The 17,725-nt window shown below is 34.4% G+C and carries 8 protein-coding genes; 7 read left to right on the top strand and 1 reads right to left on the bottom strand.

Annotation, left to right across the window (positions count from 1 at the left end):
- Positions 1-101: 101 nt before the first annotated feature.
- Positions 102-1,271 (bottom strand): AlbA family DNA-binding domain-containing protein, encoded by a 1,170-nt coding sequence (locus tag QCD85_RS05920; RefSeq protein ID WP_274172707.1) that lies wholly within the window; start codon positions 1,269-1,271, stop codon positions 102-104.
- Positions 1,272-2,781: 1,510 nt separating this feature from the next.
- Between QCD85_RS05920 and QCD85_RS05915 the strand changes: the two genes are divergently transcribed.
- The 7 genes from QCD85_RS05915 to QCD85_RS05885 all read left to right on the top strand — a co-directional run.
- Positions 2,782-4,047 (top strand): hypothetical protein, encoded by a 1,266-nt coding sequence (locus QCD85_RS05915; protein WP_301261976.1) that lies wholly within the window; start codon positions 2,782-2,784, stop codon positions 4,045-4,047.
- A 21-nt stretch (positions 4,048-4,068) separates the two neighbouring features.
- On the top strand, positions 4,069-4,422 hold the full coding sequence (locus QCD85_RS05910) for a hypothetical protein (RefSeq protein ID WP_274172710.1): 354 nt from the start codon (positions 4,069-4,071) through the stop codon (positions 4,420-4,422).
- Positions 4,423-5,396: 974 nt separating this feature from the next.
- Positions 5,397-7,559 (top strand): peptidase domain-containing ABC transporter, encoded by a 2,163-nt coding sequence (locus QCD85_RS05905; protein ID WP_274172711.1) that lies wholly within the window; start codon positions 5,397-5,399, stop codon positions 7,557-7,559.
- 2 nt (positions 7,560-7,561) lie between these two features.
- Positions 7,562-8,887 carry an HlyD family type I secretion periplasmic adaptor subunit gene (locus tag QCD85_RS05900; RefSeq protein ID WP_274172712.1) on the top strand — a complete coding sequence of 442 codons (1,326 nt, stop codon included), beginning with the start codon at positions 7,562-7,564 and terminating at the stop codon, positions 8,885-8,887.
- 16 nt (positions 8,888-8,903) lie between these two features.
- Entirely contained in the window at positions 8,904-11,744 is a 2,841-nt protein-coding gene (locus QCD85_RS05895; RefSeq protein WP_274172713.1) for a hypothetical protein, read from the top strand.
- A gap of 117 nt (positions 11,745-11,861) precedes the next feature.
- Positions 11,862-12,587, top strand: a complete 726-nt coding sequence (locus QCD85_RS05890) for a hypothetical protein (protein WP_274172714.1) — start codon at positions 11,862-11,864, stop codon at positions 12,585-12,587.
- Between the two features lie 19 nt (positions 12,588-12,606).
- The coding region (locus QCD85_RS05885) for a calcium-binding protein (RefSeq protein ID WP_301261975.1) at positions 12,607-17,725 on the top strand (5,119 nt) is incomplete at its 3' end.

Genomic DNA, 17,725 nt, shown 5'->3' with positions numbered 1-17,725 from the left:
ATCAACTCTTTCCTTTGGGAGTCCAAGTATTGTACCGCAATGCGTTCAAGCTTGACAATCCCCTATTGGTATGCATCGCCGATTCGGTACTCGAAATGAGATCATATAAAATTGTAAGGTCCTTGCAAGCGGTGATCAGTCTGTGGCTCATCAAAACCAAAGGTGTTCCACAAAAATGTCATAATCCGTTCGACTGCTTCATTTTGCTGATGTTCATTGAAAGATTCTATTAAAATTTCTGGCATTCGTAGATTGTCCTCATCAATTGCAATAGGATCTCTACCTATAGGGGGCAAATGATATCCAATTACTCCATTAACTCCAATCATTTCGAAAAAAATATAAAATGGATCTCTCATTTCTAAAATTTCATAATTACGTGCCTGTTTTTTAAAGGCTATAGTAAGCTTTTCTTTAAAGAGTAGAGTTTCAAAAAAATCTTTTGGCAGTTCTAAATTTAGTTCATTTTCATAATTAAAGGGATAACCACTGATTTGTTCGATAATACCATTATTGAATATCTGGGTATGGCCATTACTGTAAGAATTCATCATGTTTCCATATTCTCTGTGCATAGTACCATAGGCATTAATAATCGGTATATATGGAGACGATCCAAGTAAAGAATGATCAAGTTCACTTCTATTTTGAACCACAGGATACAAGTCAATCGATTCAAAAGCAGATAGAGGCACATAATGGATAAGAACATATGGAGGTCTTACGCGATAGGTATCTTTAGCTTTTTGTATACGCTTCTCACGAAATTGATCATACAATTGAATAAAATCATAGCGACCATTAATCATTCTACGCACCTCTTCTGCACTAAATGGAGTATTCTGGGAATTTGTACGTTTTATAAGTTTCCCGGAACCTTTAACCATATGAGGAGCATTCCAACTTCTGAAGGCACGAACTACTACAACATATCTTTTATCTTGAATAGGGATGCATTTAACTCTAATTTGTCTAAGCCCGGGATCAAGTCCATCCAAAAGCTGACTTGTGATTGATCGGATAGTCTGATCTTGATCCTCCAATTCAACTCCTGTCATTTGGTGTAGCTCTCCTTTTTTTCCTTCAGTAATCCCCATTAATAGATCTCCACCTGAAGCATTTGCAAAAGCAGCAACACTTTCTTTTAATGAGTCTCCTTGTAGAACTTTTGTTTTATAATCTAATTGCTGTCCTTCTACAGTTTGATCGTCAATCAGTTGTTGTAAGTCAGTTATGGATAAATAATCGAAATCTTTGTAAAAAGTGGTCATAGTTTGCACGCCTCCGGGTTGTTTGTGAATTGGATGTATTCTTTATAGTCACTGAGTACGTTTTGACAGGGTTCATGTGGATCAAATCGAAAAGTTGGGTATTTTTTTCGCAAGGTAGGACTGTTGTACATTTTTCGTATGATAACCAAAGGCGGAGTATGTGCAGGTACAGTAGATCGTCCTGCACAGTAAGAAGTATAGGTGATACCGCACTCATTGCAGAAAGCCTTTGCGGTATCACACCAAACATTGTTATAGATCACATAAGGTATTTTAGTGACCAGTATAGGACGATAACCGGGAAATGAGTTTAAAAACTGAATGATCAAATGCATCAACCCAGCTCTCAAGTTTGTAGGAATTCAGGGTGGAGTAGACGAGAGTGGTTGTAATTCTGTGTGCAGAACAAAGAGCAGCTTTGCATGGGTATTCATGCTGATTATAGACGATGTATTGAGCAGGATTGATGCGTAAACTGACAGGTGTACTTGCAGCAACTTCAACGGTCCATCCAGTGCGAATACGGTAATCCTCGTACGAATATACAACACGCATACCTTTATCAGCATGATCGCTTGTTCTAGATCCTGCCTGAATATCTATTTTAATATCGCCATTTCTCATAACGTAGATAATAGGATCGATTACTTCTTCTCTTCAGTTTGATTTACGTAACGACTTTTCTAGTTTAAACATGGCATGTGCGTCTTTCACTTGCTAATCAGTCATATCTCTTTAAACGTTCATTAGGAAAATCATGAAGTAGTTATATAGGATACGATATAACTTTCACTCTGCATCACTCATGCGAGTCACTACTGTTGCTTTCCTCTTCAGATTTATATTGAATGACTTGATCTAATCTTAAATTATAAGTTTTACATAAAACGGTAACTGTATTTAAAGAAACATTTCCATCTTGCCAAATCTTTGCTGCCGTTTTTGGAAATAATCCAGTTTCGAGTAACAACTCTTTTTTTGCTTAATCGAAAAGAATGTTTTGTAGGTGATAAAGTAAAAAATAAACAATCTAGTGAGCAATAACAAACCGCCTTCAATGCTATTCTATATGCGGAGTTGAATTCAATTACATACTTATCTGTAGCATTATCCAGATAGAGTAGTTCTGAAATATCACTCGACTCAAAATGATCATCGATAACCTGCAGACTTAATCGTGTAGAGATCTTATCGACACAGACAAGCGCTGCTGAATAGAGAGTTCCTTTAAAATAAACTGATTGATTCGTTCAATTTTTCCTAGAATGAACATAGATTTGTTCCTTTTAGATATTTTATTTAGTATAAGTTCAATTATATTAGATGTATATCCCTTCAGATCTTAGAATATGTCGATATTTGTAAGACAATGCAATTAAGCTAGTTATATGGTATCAATTTAGAATAATATTACATAAAAGTAAACAAATATACACTATAGTTTGTTATATTGATTAAACTGTTATCGCTTACGCGATACAGAATACATAACGTAGTTGGAGGACTAGTATTGACTAAATTACATCGTATTTTAGCACTTACTTTGGGTGTCGCGCTTATAATGCCGATTACTCCGTCTATGACGCATGCTGAAGCTTTACAAAAGAAGATTGAAGCAAGTTTAGCGAGACAAGCAGCCGCCTCGGTCGTGATTGATGCGGTCACAAGTGGAGAAACGACTACTTGGAATCGCAATACACGTATAGGGGTAGTCGAAGATGTGTATGATCCATCTGAGAAGCAAGTGGCCTATCAAGTTCATTTTGAAGATCCGCAGGGCCAAGATCAAGGATATGCGCTAGTCAGTGCTTTTTATGATGAAGAGCCTATATTGATGTGGTCTGCAGGGCAAGCGATCGATGAGCAACAAGCGAAGCAAGTAGCAATGGAAGAATTACAAAGTGAGCGCCGATCATTAGTGGCTCCAGAGGTAGAAGATACTAAAATAGTATGGTACGGTGGAGCTAGATTAGGTATCGAAGTTGAAAGTTCAACTGGTGAAGAATTTGCAGTTGATAATACGATGCGGGCGGTATCGATTACCGATGAAAGTACGAATACCGAAACGTCTTCTTATCCTGTTCCTACTTATAATGCGGCCAATCGGGAGAAATGGGAGCAGTTTGAAGATATTAAGTTTGGTGCAGGTGATTCTAACGCCGATAGCGATGGGGTCACAGAAGTGGATCCTGCAACGTGGGAGCCTACGTACAATCGAATTGAGAAGTATTATATTAATGGGGTCACAAGCATGAAGCAGTGGAACTATACCACTAACCAGGCAACAGGTTGTACGCCAACTGCCGGTTCTAATATCGTAATGTGGTTCGCAAAGCAGTATCCATCCCTTAACCCAACCAAAAATCAGCGAGATATCGTGATGGGTTTGCGAACAACGATGAAAACTACGCAAAACGCAGGTGGGGAAGGTATCACAGGGCCAACCGATATTGATAACGGGATGCAAACGTACTTCCGTAATCACGGAGTGCCTTCAGCTACGTCTCAGAACTCCACATTAGCCACTTACGATGAATATAAGAAAAGATTACAAGAGCATGTACCTGTACTACAAAGTTACTGGAATCAACCGTACTTTGGTAACCATACGGTGACGGTTGTAGGATTCAAGGAATTGGTTCGTGGTACTCCAACCAAAAGTTCGAAGTACCTGGTGGTAAAAAATAATTGGTCGAGTGATACCGCAGATTTGTATGTGAAATTTGGAAGTTGGAATACGAATGTAATGACCTATACCTTTGTCAAAGGAACTTGATCGAAACGGAGGTATCTTATCATGCGAAGTCGAAAAGTAAAATGGATTCTTGGGATTTGTGTAGTATTGATTGTCTATGTGGGGGTAGAACTTGGTCTGGCTGCTAATAACAAAGTAGGCCTGTATGCGACAGTCAAACGAATCGTAGCTCATGCACCGGCAGTTGAAGCTTACGGAGGATATGAACTAACTTATATGGGAACGGTCGATTATGGCCCAGATTACATGGAGAAATTTGAACGTGGGGATGGACCATATAAAGACCAGCTGATGAAAGCAAAAAAGACCCCAGACACTCCACCGTTCATCTTTTTGAATAAGCAAGGCACTGAATATTATAAATATAAATTTCCACAATTGCCCTGGTTATTTTAATAAAGGATAGTGCCTGCTATATCCTTTGTGTAAGATCGATATAATGCAGAAGGTAGCTGGATAAATCTAATAAACAAAGCGCTAAAAACCTCAAACAGGGGCTTCTAGCGCTTTGTTTTGTAGGCTATCTTGTTGATTTATAGCTGAAGGTAATAAATGTTTGATCGTTCGGATAAATGCCGTCTGCGATCGGTATCTTTTCTTTTTAATCAACCTATCAAATTGAATAAGATATAGCTTTAAAAGATGTTTCAAAGCCAGTTCCTTTTCTAATCAAAGCATCTGACTTATTATACCTACACTTTTTCGTGAAAGAATCATAAAATGGACGAGTGATAATTTACAAAAAAAGGAAATTTAACTAGAGTCGCTACTCTTACGCAGAGGCAACGGAATGCTAAAGAAATTACGTCAACAAGCTGAATCTTTTGTTTAGGATGAAGCAAAAAATGACCGAGCTAATAAGTAATAGTGAACCGTCTTTGATGCTCTTCGAGTGCGGAGTTGACCCCGATCACATACTTATCTGTATCCTTATCCAGATAAAGCATATCTGAAATATCACTTGATTCAAAATTTTAAAAGACTAACTAATATATATGTACATAATTAAAAAAGACCACGAAAGTAATCATTCGTTATTGTTTTGATCTGCACACAATGATCTACTACTAAACCTGAAATACAATCTATATTATGGAAATTAAAGTTGATTATTTACTATTTCTGCTTTGAACTAAATCTTTTCTCAAGAAATAGATTAATTAGTTATCAAATAAAAATTATAGGATTTACTATAGAAATCAAAAGAAAAAGGAATATAAAACGAATATTAAAATTATAATTTGATAGGAGTTTAATTTTGTATAAATAGAAAAAACAAAAAAAGTTACTTTATGGTAATATTTATATTTACAAGAAAATTCCCATATGATAATATACGTTTACATAATTAAAAGATAAGGATGTAGAAAATGGAATCTAGCAGCAAAGAAAAGCCTTATGATCAGCAAGAGATGCAGCCGAAAAGAATAGATACAGGATTACAATGCTTATTAATGATTGCAAATTTTCATGGGATTGCAGCCGATTCAGATCAAATTAAACATGCTTTTGCAATTCATGAAAGTACTACTTCTAGTATTGATATTCAAAAGGTTTCTAAACAACTTGGGTTAAAGTGTAAAATTGCAACAGTAAAGTTAAAAAGATTAGCTTCACTCAAATTGCCTGCTATTGTAGTTACGAAAAGTGATGACTTTTTTCTCCTTGCTAAAGTAAATGAACAAGAGTTTTTAATTTATGACCCTTTAAAAGCTAAACCTAGTTCATTGACACTACAAGAGTTTGAAGAAAAATGGAATGGAAAAATTATTCTATTTGCTCCTAAAGAACAAAGTAATCAACAAAATAGTGAATTTGGCATAAAATGGTTCGTACCTGCTTTATGGAAATATAAAAAATTGATATTTGAAATACTAATTGCTTCTTTCTTAATTAATTTATTTGGTCTTATTTCTCCTCTCTTTACACAAGTTATTATCGATAAAGTGTTAGTTCATCAAGGAATTGCCACTCTTAACGTATTAGTCATTGGATTAATATTAATAATCATTTTCGAATTTACAATTAGTCTTGCTAGAAATTATGTATTTACTCATACAACAAGTAGGATAGACATTAATTTAGGCGTAAAGTTATTTAATCATTTATTTAGACTTCCTCTATCTTATTTTGAAAATCGGCGCACTGGTGACACCATTGCAAGAGTTCGCGAATTAGAAAACATTAGACACTTTCTCACAGGAACTCCTCTTACTGCTATATTAGATGTTCTATTTATCATTGTGTATCTCGTTGTTATGCTCTGCTATAGTACATCACTGACTTTGATTGTTGTCAGTTCAATTCCTCTCTTTATTATTCTTTCTCTTATTTTTATTCCACTTATAAAGAATCGTCTAGAAGAAAAATTCCAAAGAGGATCAGATTCACAGTCTTATTTGGTAGAAGCAGTTTCAGGTATACAAACCTTAAAATCATTTGCTCTCGAACCGTTAGTTCAAAAAAAATGGGAAACCCTACAATCGAACTACATAAAATCTAATTTTAAATTAGCTATCTTGTCAGGCACTGCAGGGTCATTAAGTCAACTTATTCAAAAAATTAGTATGTTAGCTATTTTATGGTATGGTACTCATTTAGTTTTGCAAGGCGAGATTTCTGTAGGTCAACTTATTGCTTTCCAGATGCTTGCAGGACGAGTAAGCGATCCTGTAGTGCGACTGATTCAAATGTGGCAGGACTTTCAACAAACAGGTGTCTCAATAAGTAAGTTAAAAGATATATTTTCAGTACAGCCAGAACCGAGTATGTCATCTACTAAAGCTAAGTTACCCCGTATACACGGACGTATTACATTTGAAAAAGTTACTTTTAGATACCACACTAATGGTCCAGAAATTCTTCGTAATCTTTCTATCCATATTGATCCAGGAACTATTGTGGGAGTAGTAGGACGAAGTGGATCCGGAAAAAGCACCTTATCAAAACTAATTCAACGTTTGTATGTGCCGGAGTCAGGAAAGGTATTAATTGATGGTACCGACTTATCTATGACAGATCCTTCTTGGCTCCGTAGACAAGTAGGAGTAGTCCTTCAAGAAAATTACTTGTTCAGCGGAAGCATAAGAGAAAATATTTCCATTCATCACCCTGCTGCTACGATTCAGGAAATTGTAAATGTAGCTAAGTTAGCGGGAGCACATGAATTTATTTCGGAATTAATGGAAGGCTATGACACTATGGTTGGCGAAAGAGGTACATCGCTTTCTGGTGGACAGAAGCAACGAGTAGCTATTGCTCGTGCATTACTTTCTAACCCAAGAATATTAATTTTTGATGAAGCAACGTCGGCACTTGATTATGAGTCTGAACGTATCATTCAAAGTAATCTTCAACATATCTGTAAAGGTAGAACAGTAATTATTATTGCACACCGTTTATCTACTATTATGTCTGCTAATAAAATTTTAGTATTGGATAAAGGGGAACTAGTAGAATCAGGAACGCACCAGCAACTTATACAAACGAATGGTTTGTACAGGCATCTGTATTCGCAGCAAGAAAGGAATTAAATATGTTATTTCGAAAGAAAGATAGATTAGACTATGAATTTTTACCTGACGCAATGGAACTTGAAGAAACACCTCCTCTTCCATTAGGAAGATGGCTGATTTGGATCATATTTCTTATTTTTATAACTACTATCATCTGGTCTTATTATGGAAAGGTCGATGTAGTAGCTTCTGCTAGAGGAAAAGTTATTCCTGATGGGCGAACAAACGTCCTTCAACCTATGGAAGAATCTTCGATTAAAGCGATTCATGTTAGAGAAGGGGAACAAGTGAAAAAAGGACAGTTGTTGGTTGAATTTGATTCAACATCCACTAAGGCTGATGTTGAAGGAGTCAAAAAAGAACTGTTAATTGCTCGTGTTGAAAAAGAGATGCTTCAAGCTGAACTTTCTGAAGTACAGTATGTACCTAGCGAAGAAGTACATCAATCAGAAGATGCACAGGCAGTAATAAGTATGCAAGAAAATTTAAGACAAGCAAGAGAGCAAGAATATAGTTATAGTCATCAAGCGGCTGAACTTATTGTCGCGCAGCGAGAAAAAGATTTGATTAATGCTAAATCCTCTCTAGAAACATTACAGAAAAACAGTCAATTAGAAGTGGTAAAACAGTTGGACAATACAGAGGGAGAAGAACAAACAGATTTGAACAGCATACTAGAAGACGATATGAGTATGTATAAATCTGAACAAGAAATCGAAGAACAGAAGACCAGTATTAAGCAAGCAGAGGATGCAGTAGAAGAGGCTGAAAAAAACGTCACTGTGATATCTGAACAACGAAAAAAAGGCCTGCTTGATCTTATGGTAACTTCTGAAAAAAGTATTACTAATTTGACTGCTGAATTAACTAAAGCTCAAAAAAGATATAACCTCCAGCAACTGAAATCTCCTGTTAATGGTACTATACATGGTATTTCTTCTTTAACTGTTGGTGGTATTGTATCTCCCGCCCAATCTTTTATTTCTGTAGTACCTAATGATACACCTATGGTAGTAGAAGCAACCATATCTAATCAAGATATAGGGTTTATCAAAAAGGGACAAAAGGTCTTTTTAAAAATAGATACGTTTCCTTTTCAAAAGTATGGATATTTATATGGAGAAATAGAGCATATTAGTCCAGATGCTTTTGATGATGAAAAGTTAGGCTCTATATATAAAGCCAATGTAAAAATAAAATCTACGAATTCATCAAGAAATATACCAATTCATATTACACCAGGAATGTCACTTACTGCTGAAATTAAAACCGATGAGCGGAGAATTATAGAGTTTTTCCTTTCTCCAATAATCAAAGCAACAGAAGAGAGTTTCAAGTTACGTTAATAGCGAGGAGAAAACCATGAATTCTACTAAAGGAATTAAAATAATATTTATCATCATCTTACTTTTTAGTGCTATGCCTATTAGCTATTTCAATATAGTTCATGCGGATTCAGTCAAGGAAATGAAAATAATTGGAAAAGTGAAAAGTGGTAATAATACTCTCGAAATGATAGAACCTCATCTAGATAGATGGGGTGACCAATCTATCGTCTCTTTTAAAATACGTTTGACCAATGCGGGTAAAGTGGATAGTAATCTAGCAAGGTATAGCATTAAAATGATTACGGCGGAAGGAGTAGGCGTCCCGACAAAGTTGCTAGATGAAAAGGTTCAAACCATTGTTACTCCTAAGTCTTTCACGGAAGTTACTTACTATGCTGTTTTTAAAGGAAAAACAACTATATCTAATATGAAATTTGAAATTACCGAGTGGAATATCAAATTTCAAAATTTTAAAAAGAAAATAGGCGTAATTAAAGTACCTGTGTCTTATCAAGAGATAACACCTGTACATACTCAAAAGTTAGCAAATATTAACGGAATCGAAAGTGCATTAAGTAGTGAAAATGTATATTGGAGTACAGGATCAAAAAAAGATACTATTACTTTAGATTTCAACATTGAAAACCAGGATACTTCTGCCGTTACACTTCCAGAATATAATTATTTTTTGAAAACAAGAGCTGGGCTTAGATATGAACTAAAAATGAAATCAGAAGAGCAGCCAGTTTCTTTAGATTCTAGTGAAAAGGAACAATTTAAATTATATAGTCAGGTTCCTAAAGGAATAGTTGATTCTGAACTTCAATTAATGATTACGAGAAAAATAAAAGATAGTGATAAACCTATGTATGTAACAGAATATATTTTTGAAATTCCTAAACCGGTAAACTGGAAAAATATCAAAAGTTCAAACTCTTTACAAAAAGAAATTATTTTAAATCAAAATCCGATAGAACTAGATGCTTCAGAGCCACTATATGTTTTGAAAGGAAATCTACGTGATACTATTGCAATGAAAGTAAAGTTACTAAACACAACCAATACTTCTATTAATTTACCTGATTTAGGAGCATTCTATAGTATTGGAGATAAACAATATAAAGCTGATTTCAAAGTCCAAGAAGATAAAACAAAAATCGTTCCAGATGAAACCCTTATAGTCGAAATTACAGCAGATGTACCTAAAAATAAAAAGAATTATAATTTAAAAATTATTCTTGCAGAAGTAATATCAAACGATGAGAAAGCACCAGTGTATTCTCCTCTCATTGTATTTCATAAAGAGCAAGAATTAACTACAGGATTAAATAGTACATCTCTGACAGGTACACAGTATATTAATAAAGACGGCACATCGATTTTAGTTCAAGCGCAAACTGTTAATGAGCAAAAAGAAGGAAAAAAACAATTTATAAATGGTTCTTATTTCATAAAAAATGTAGGGGACATTTCGTATAAGTTGCCAACATATACAACAACTTTAGCAATTATAGGTGCTGGAGATTTCAAGGGCAATATTCTAAACACAGAACAGATAGAACTGAGTCCTCAAGAATCAAAAATTATTAAGTTCAGTATTGCAGTACCTAGCCAAATAGATATCAATAACGCTTATATCCAGCTTAAAGAAGTCGGATTCAATAGTAAAGAAGAATTAACTATTCCAGTTGCTCAATTTGCTTTAAACAATCTTCTAGAAATAAAGGTAAATGAGTCCAATTGGTTTGATCTCAAAACAGAACAAGGAGATTACCAAGCCAAAATCAACGGTACGTATCGCTTACCTATGAATGATAAAGATTTATTAGTGACTGATATCGATATAAAAAGTCTAAATGATGATTCGCTTGCCTTACCCAAACTCAAAGCCACCTATCGTGTAAATAAACAAACCAAGTTAGAAGGAAGAATTATTAATCTCAGTAATCTAGCTTCCATGAATGAAGATGTTCTTTCTTATCAAATCATCTCTGAAGTACCCTATTCCTCAAAAATAAAGAAAATTGATTTGTATATACAAGAACAAGGAGATAACGATAAAGATACAGGATTACAGATAGATGTAAGTCATTTATCAAACATTGCTTTTTATGAAAAAAATCAGCCTTATAAAATTGAAACTGTAGGAAATCAGTCGGAAGTTAACTTAAAACAAACAATCGTTTATCCTGGCGAAAATGATGATCTAATAGAAATTCAGATGATTCAAGTCAATCAAGATAAAAGAAGTCACAATCTAACAAAATTAGTTGCATATCTAGCAACCTCAGATGATGTTTTTTATCCACTTGAAATTAAAAACTCTGATACTAACTCAGGTTATCAAACTAAAACAGTGCTATCTGCTAAAGCCGTTTTACCCAAAGGTGTATTCGATTCAAACGTAAAGCTAATATTGGGACAGGCTGTTTCTGATGATTCTATAATTACTACTAATAATGCTCCTAGTGGATATGTAAAAGCAGCAATGTTTTCAACTCCAGATATAGTAAGTACTAATAATTCAATGAATAATTTAAGAATTGGACCTTATAAATTAAATATAACAAACATTACTACTAATGTTACCTCAGGAATTAGTGTTCAACATAGTGTTTACGCTGATTTAACAAAAGCTTTTGATTTTAATAATTCTAGTAACGATTACAGTTTAAAAATTGAACTGAGTAGTAACAGTAACGAAACGATTGAGCAGATTTATACATTAGGAGCAAAATCTTCAGATAATACAATTCCTTTAGGAACAAGTGTGAAATCATTTTCTTCTTCTAGTCTATTGAAGTACACCAAGGTGAAAATTTATGCAATATATGGTGATTATGAGAGTCTCTTAACTACAATGGATCTTCGATGATTTATTGTTGCTAAATGACTACTAAAAGAAGCTAATCAATAAAGAATATTTATATTTGCATAAAATTATATTTTTAAGTTAACTCAAAACAATATATTTAGAAATGAGGTTAGTATATTGCCATCAAAGAAAAAAAAGTGGTTTATTATTATTGGTTTACTTGTGTTTATTTTTATAGCATATAGAACGTCTTATCCTTTTATAAGAGAATACCAAGAGGCTAACGTCACTAAAGAAACTCAAGAATATCTTTTCAATAAATATCAAGAAAAATTTGTAGTAACTGATATTAGAAAAGAACCTCTCATGCAGAAGTACTATTTAGTCGCAGCTCGTGCAGAAGATCCTGATATTAATTTTAATGTTATCAGAAATATTGAGAAACCTTTTGTTTATCAAGATGACTATATAGCAGAAAAGTGGTACTGGCAATCAAGTACGATATTAAAACCAATTCTAGATAGAAATATTAAACAAACAGGCTATTCTTTTATAATAAATCAGCGTTTTCAGATAGAAAAATATAAAGGGATTAATGAAGATTTTATAAAAGCTCAAGTGCTTCACCCGGAACTTTCTCAAGTCTCACTCTATATTTTATATATTATAAATAAAGGAGAGGAATCAAAATATAAGTCTACAATTGATAATTTAGTAAGTGATATTAAAAAAAGAAATATCAAAAGTTTATTATTAACGGTTGAGTTCTACGATTTATCTAAATATAAAAATACAGATGATTTTAAGAAACAATTAAAAAAAATTAAAAATCCAACATTGTTTTCTGTGCTTAAGGAAAAAACATTACTTAAAAAATATAACATTAAAATAGCTAATAATTAAAACATGAGGAGGAAACAAAATGGCAACAGATTTAGAATACTTAGAAATTGCTGAAAATTCATATGAGAACGATAAAATTTCAACTTTCATAGCTCAAAAGAATTTTTCAAAAGTAAACAATACAAGAGTATGGAAAGTACTAGGGCAACAATCAATAAATGAAGGATTCTTTGGTCGGGCTTATTTAAATGAAGATACGAAAGAAGTTATCTTTGCATTTCGAGGATCTAATAGCAAATTTTTAGATCCAGAAGGAGATTGGATAAACGAAAATATTGATACGGGGTGGAGTACTCCTCAAACACGCGCAGCTAGAAGTTTTGTAAAATCTATAGTAGAAGAAAATATGGACCTTGACTCAGATTATACTTACAATTTTACTGGCCATTCTCTTGGAGGAAAATTAGCTCAACAAACATTGATTTCGGCTTTAGAAGGTGATATTAAAGAAGGTGGTAAGTCTGTAATCTCAGCCAATCAACTAGGTAAAGCAGTAGTCTTTAATTCAGCAGGTACATGGAATAATGACGATGCTCGCCCTTCTTTATCAAGAAAATTATCTGATTACAATGTAAAGCATTACTCGACTTCTGGTGATGTTTTAAATGGAATTGCACAAGGGCTAGGTACATATTTTGGTACGCATACTATCCTTCCTTTTTCTTATGTAAAAGAAGAACTCAAAAAAGATACTTTCAAGCCGCTTTTTATACATGGCAGTTTTAATTCTATGAAACATTATATGAGCAAGGCGGGAATGTTTTCTGCAAACGAGGTGTATGGAAACGAAAATGGATCTAACGAAGTTCTTAGTGGTAGAAATACTTCAGATACAATTATTGGGTATGATGGGAACGATACTATATATGGTTACATTGGAGAAGATAACATTCAAGGAAATGATGGGAATGATATCCTGTATGGTGGCATTGGATCAGATATACTATCTGGAGCCAAAGGAGATGACATACTTTTAGGTGAAGACGGGAATGATTCCCTTGATGGAGGAACTGGTAGTGACACCTTAAAAGGCGGAGCAGGGAATGACGTATTAGAAGGAGGACAGGGCAAAAATGATCGTCTAGAAGGCGGTACTGGCAATGATACATACATTTTTCATAAAGGCGATGGTATTGATACTATTGTAGAGATTGGTGACAATTTCCATGATACACTAAAAATTTATGGCTATACCATGAAAGAAGCCAAATTTAAATTCTTTATTGAGTACCCAGGCACTTATGGAGCCTACAGTATAAATGTAATGATCTACTTTCCTAATCAACATGGTTCTGCTTACGACAAAATTACAGTTCAGGGTTGGGAAAGAACGAGTGGAGTAACCGGACAAGTAGAGCGGTTAGTCTTCGTTAACGGTGGAATACCTATAGAATACGATCTAAAAACAATTGCTTCAAAAGTAATTAAGAAGCCATTTCGTAATACTATACTTTCTGGAAGTCAAGCTGCGGCAATGGATCCACTAATCCTAGATCTAAATGGTGATGGAATTTCTTCTCTTTCTTTAGAAGAAGGAACTCATTTTGATTATGATGGTGATGGATTTGCTGAGAAAACAGGCTGGGTAAATAGTGAAGATGGGTTTCTAGTTCGTGATCTGAATCAAGATGGACAAATAAATAATGGTTCAGAATTATTTGGTGAACGAACAAAATTAAAAAATGGGAAATTTGCAAGAAACGGTTTTGAAGCATTGTCTGATTTAGATAATAATCAAGATGGACGAATTGACCAAAAAGATGAATCGTTTTCACAATTAAAAGTGTGGAAAGATAGCGATTCAGATGGAATAGTAGGAGAAAATGAACTTTATACATTAGACCAGCTTGGGATTACAGGGCTAAATTTGGATTACAGTGACAATATAGATGAAGCAGAAGTAAAAGGAAACCGAGAGTTACGTTCTGCTAGTTACGAATTGTTAGGAAGCCCACAACAAAAAATGTCAGAATTCTCATTTGAATTGGATAATACAGATACTTTACCAGTATCTTTACTTAAGGAAAGTGAAGGCATTGAAGCTTTACCTGATATTGAAGGGCGGGGCTATGTACATTCGTTACATCAAGCAATGCAACGTGACACTACTTTACAGTTACAAACATGGCTTAAGGAGTTCATAAATACTAATAGCGTAGTTTCAAGACAAGAATTATTACAAAAAATTATTTACAAGTGGACTGGTGTCGATGGTATTGACGCGGCTAGTCGCGGAGTAGGCATTCAAGCTCAGAAGCTTACCGCATTAGAACGATTTTATGGGATTAATTCTAAGACTTATCTTCCGACTGTAGAGAGTACACAAATTATTGAAGAGAGTTACAAAGAAATTGAAGAATATATCTATGCCCAGCTTATGGCGAAGTCTCATCTAAGTGATTTATATAGAAAAATTGATTTTAGTTGGAGCGAGCAAACAAGTGAGCTTCAAGGTGACTTGCAAATGATAACAGATGATTTAGAGGCGCGTCTATTAAATAACTATCAACAAGCTAAAGTTGTACTTGGCGAATTTATAAGAACTGCAAAGAATTTATACATTTCAGACTCAATAATGTTAGAGAGTATGGTTAGTTATTTTGCAGGTAAAAGCACAGAAATAGCATGGATTGTAGAATCTAATTTCCGTACAAAATTAGTGGGTACTGATCAAAATGATAATTTATTGGGCACGAGTAAAGATGAAGCCTTATCTGGTGGTACTGGAAATGATATTTTAGATGGCAAACAAGGAAATAATGCTCTGTTTGGCGGACTTGGAAATGATACCTATATGATTAATCGAGGAGATAGTCTCAATACGATCTATGAAGATGATACGACATCGGGAAATTTAGATCGTTTGCAGTTTGCAGATACTGTCTCTCCAAATCAAGTGAATTTAAGTATGATGAATGATGATTTACTTATTCAAATAGAAGGAGAAAAGGGAATTACTCGTATTAAAAATTACTTTCAAGATAAAAAATATGTCGTAGAAAATATTATTTTTTCAGATGGTACATTTTGGGATCAAGAGTATATTGCACGAATAGTTCAAAACAATATAATTGGAACGAACCATGCAGATACACTTCAAGGTACATCAAAAAGTGATTTTATTAATGCACTTGATGGAGACGATACGCTAAGTGGAGCTGAGGGACATGATACTTTAGTTGGTGGAGCCGGAATAGACGACTTATCTGGCGGAACCGGAAATGATTTATTATTCGGCTCTGAAGGAAATGATTTACTTCGAGGGGATGCCGGAGATGATATCTTAGATGGAGGAACTGGAAACGATATTTTAAATGATGAATATGGAAATGATATTTTTCGTTTTGGGCGTGGATACGGAAATGATATTGTAACAGATAATGAAACTGTAATCTCCCAAGATATTGTAGAGTTCAATAGTGATGTCTCTCCTGATGATATTGAATTAATTAATTATAGTTATTCATTAATCCTAAAAATAAAAGGAACTAACGATCAATTAACGATAAATAATCATTTTCTTAAAAGATACTATGGTGTAGAAAAAATTAGATTTTCAGACGGAACCACTTGGGATTATGAGTATACATTAAAAAATGCTAAGAATTCTCAAGCCTACTCTCAGAATATTATAACGGGTACTATGAATGACGAAACACTTGTTGGAGGATCAGGTGATGACCTCATTATGGCTAGTGGCGGAAACGATATCTTAGATGGCGGAGCAGGAAATGATTATTTACGTGGTAATGATAATTATTCTATTGGTCGGGTAGAAGGTCATAGCGGAGCAGATACTTATATATTTGGTAGAGGTTATGGTAGTGACACAATAGATGACTATGATTCTACTCCTGGAGTAATAGACACAATAAAGATGCTCGTTAATCCAGACGAAATCGAAGTAATTGCAGATTTTACTACTCTTACTTTAAGTATAAAAGGAACAGAAGATCGGATCAGTATAGTATCTTATTTTAAAATGGATGTAGATAATCCAAATGCACAAATTGAAAGAGTTATTTTTAAAGATGGAACTACATGGTATAAAAACGATATAGAACGATACGTTATTAATCGCGGAACTGGAAATGGTGAAACTTTATATGGAACTATATTAAATGATAATATTTTTGGTTTAGCCGGACATGATAACTTAATTGGACAGTTTGGAAATGATAAAATTTATGGAGATGCAGGGAATGACAATCTTTACGGAGGAGCAGGAAACGATGTTCTAGATGGTGGATCAGGAGATGACATGTTATACGGAAATAGATCATCTGATGGTTCTAGTAGTATTAACTATAGTGGTTCTGATACGTATGTTTTTGGTCGAGGATATGGTCAAGATACTATTATAGATTTGGATAATACGGGTGCAGGAGTAGATACCCTTCGACTACTTGTTGATCCAGACGAGATTGAGGTCTTGCAAAATGCGAATAACTTGATAGTTGTGATTAAAGACACAGGAGATCAAATTACCATTCAACAGTATTTTGCTAAAGAAACCGGCACTGTAAAAGATCCCTATTCTCAGGCAATTGAAAGAGTAACATTTGCAGATGGTACGGTCTGGAACCAAACACAGTTAGAAGAACAGGTCATGACTCGTGGCACCAACAGCAGTGAGAGTTTGTATGGGCAGGAAAAAGTGAATAATTACATGTATGGTTTACTAGGTAATGATGAGATAAGAGGTAGTAAGAACAACGATCAACTGTTCGGTGGCGGAGGAAATGACAATCTTTATGGAGGAGCAGGGGATGACCTCTTAGATGGTGGATCAGGAAATGACATGTTATATGGAAACACACTATCCAATGGTTATGGCAGTACTAGCTATAGTGGTTCTGATACGTATGTTTTTGGTCGAGGATATGGTCAAGATACTATTATAGATTTGGATAATACGGGTGCAGGAGTAGATACCCTTCGACTACTTGTTGATCCAGACGAGATTGAGGTCTTGCAAAATGCGAATAACTTGATAGTTGTGATTAAAGACACAGGAGATCAAATTACTGTTCAACAGTATTTTGCTAAAGAAACCGGCACTGTAAAAGATCCCTATTCTCAAGCAATTGAAAGAGTAACATTTGCAGATGGTACGGTCTGGAACCAAACACAGTTAG

This window comes from Paenibacillus sp. PsM32, from assembly GCF_030433815.1.
Taxonomy (GTDB): Bacteria; Bacillota; Bacilli; order Paenibacillales; family Paenibacillaceae; genus Saccharibacillus; species Saccharibacillus kyungheensis.
This window is presented reverse-complemented; position numbering and strand designations above follow the sequence as displayed.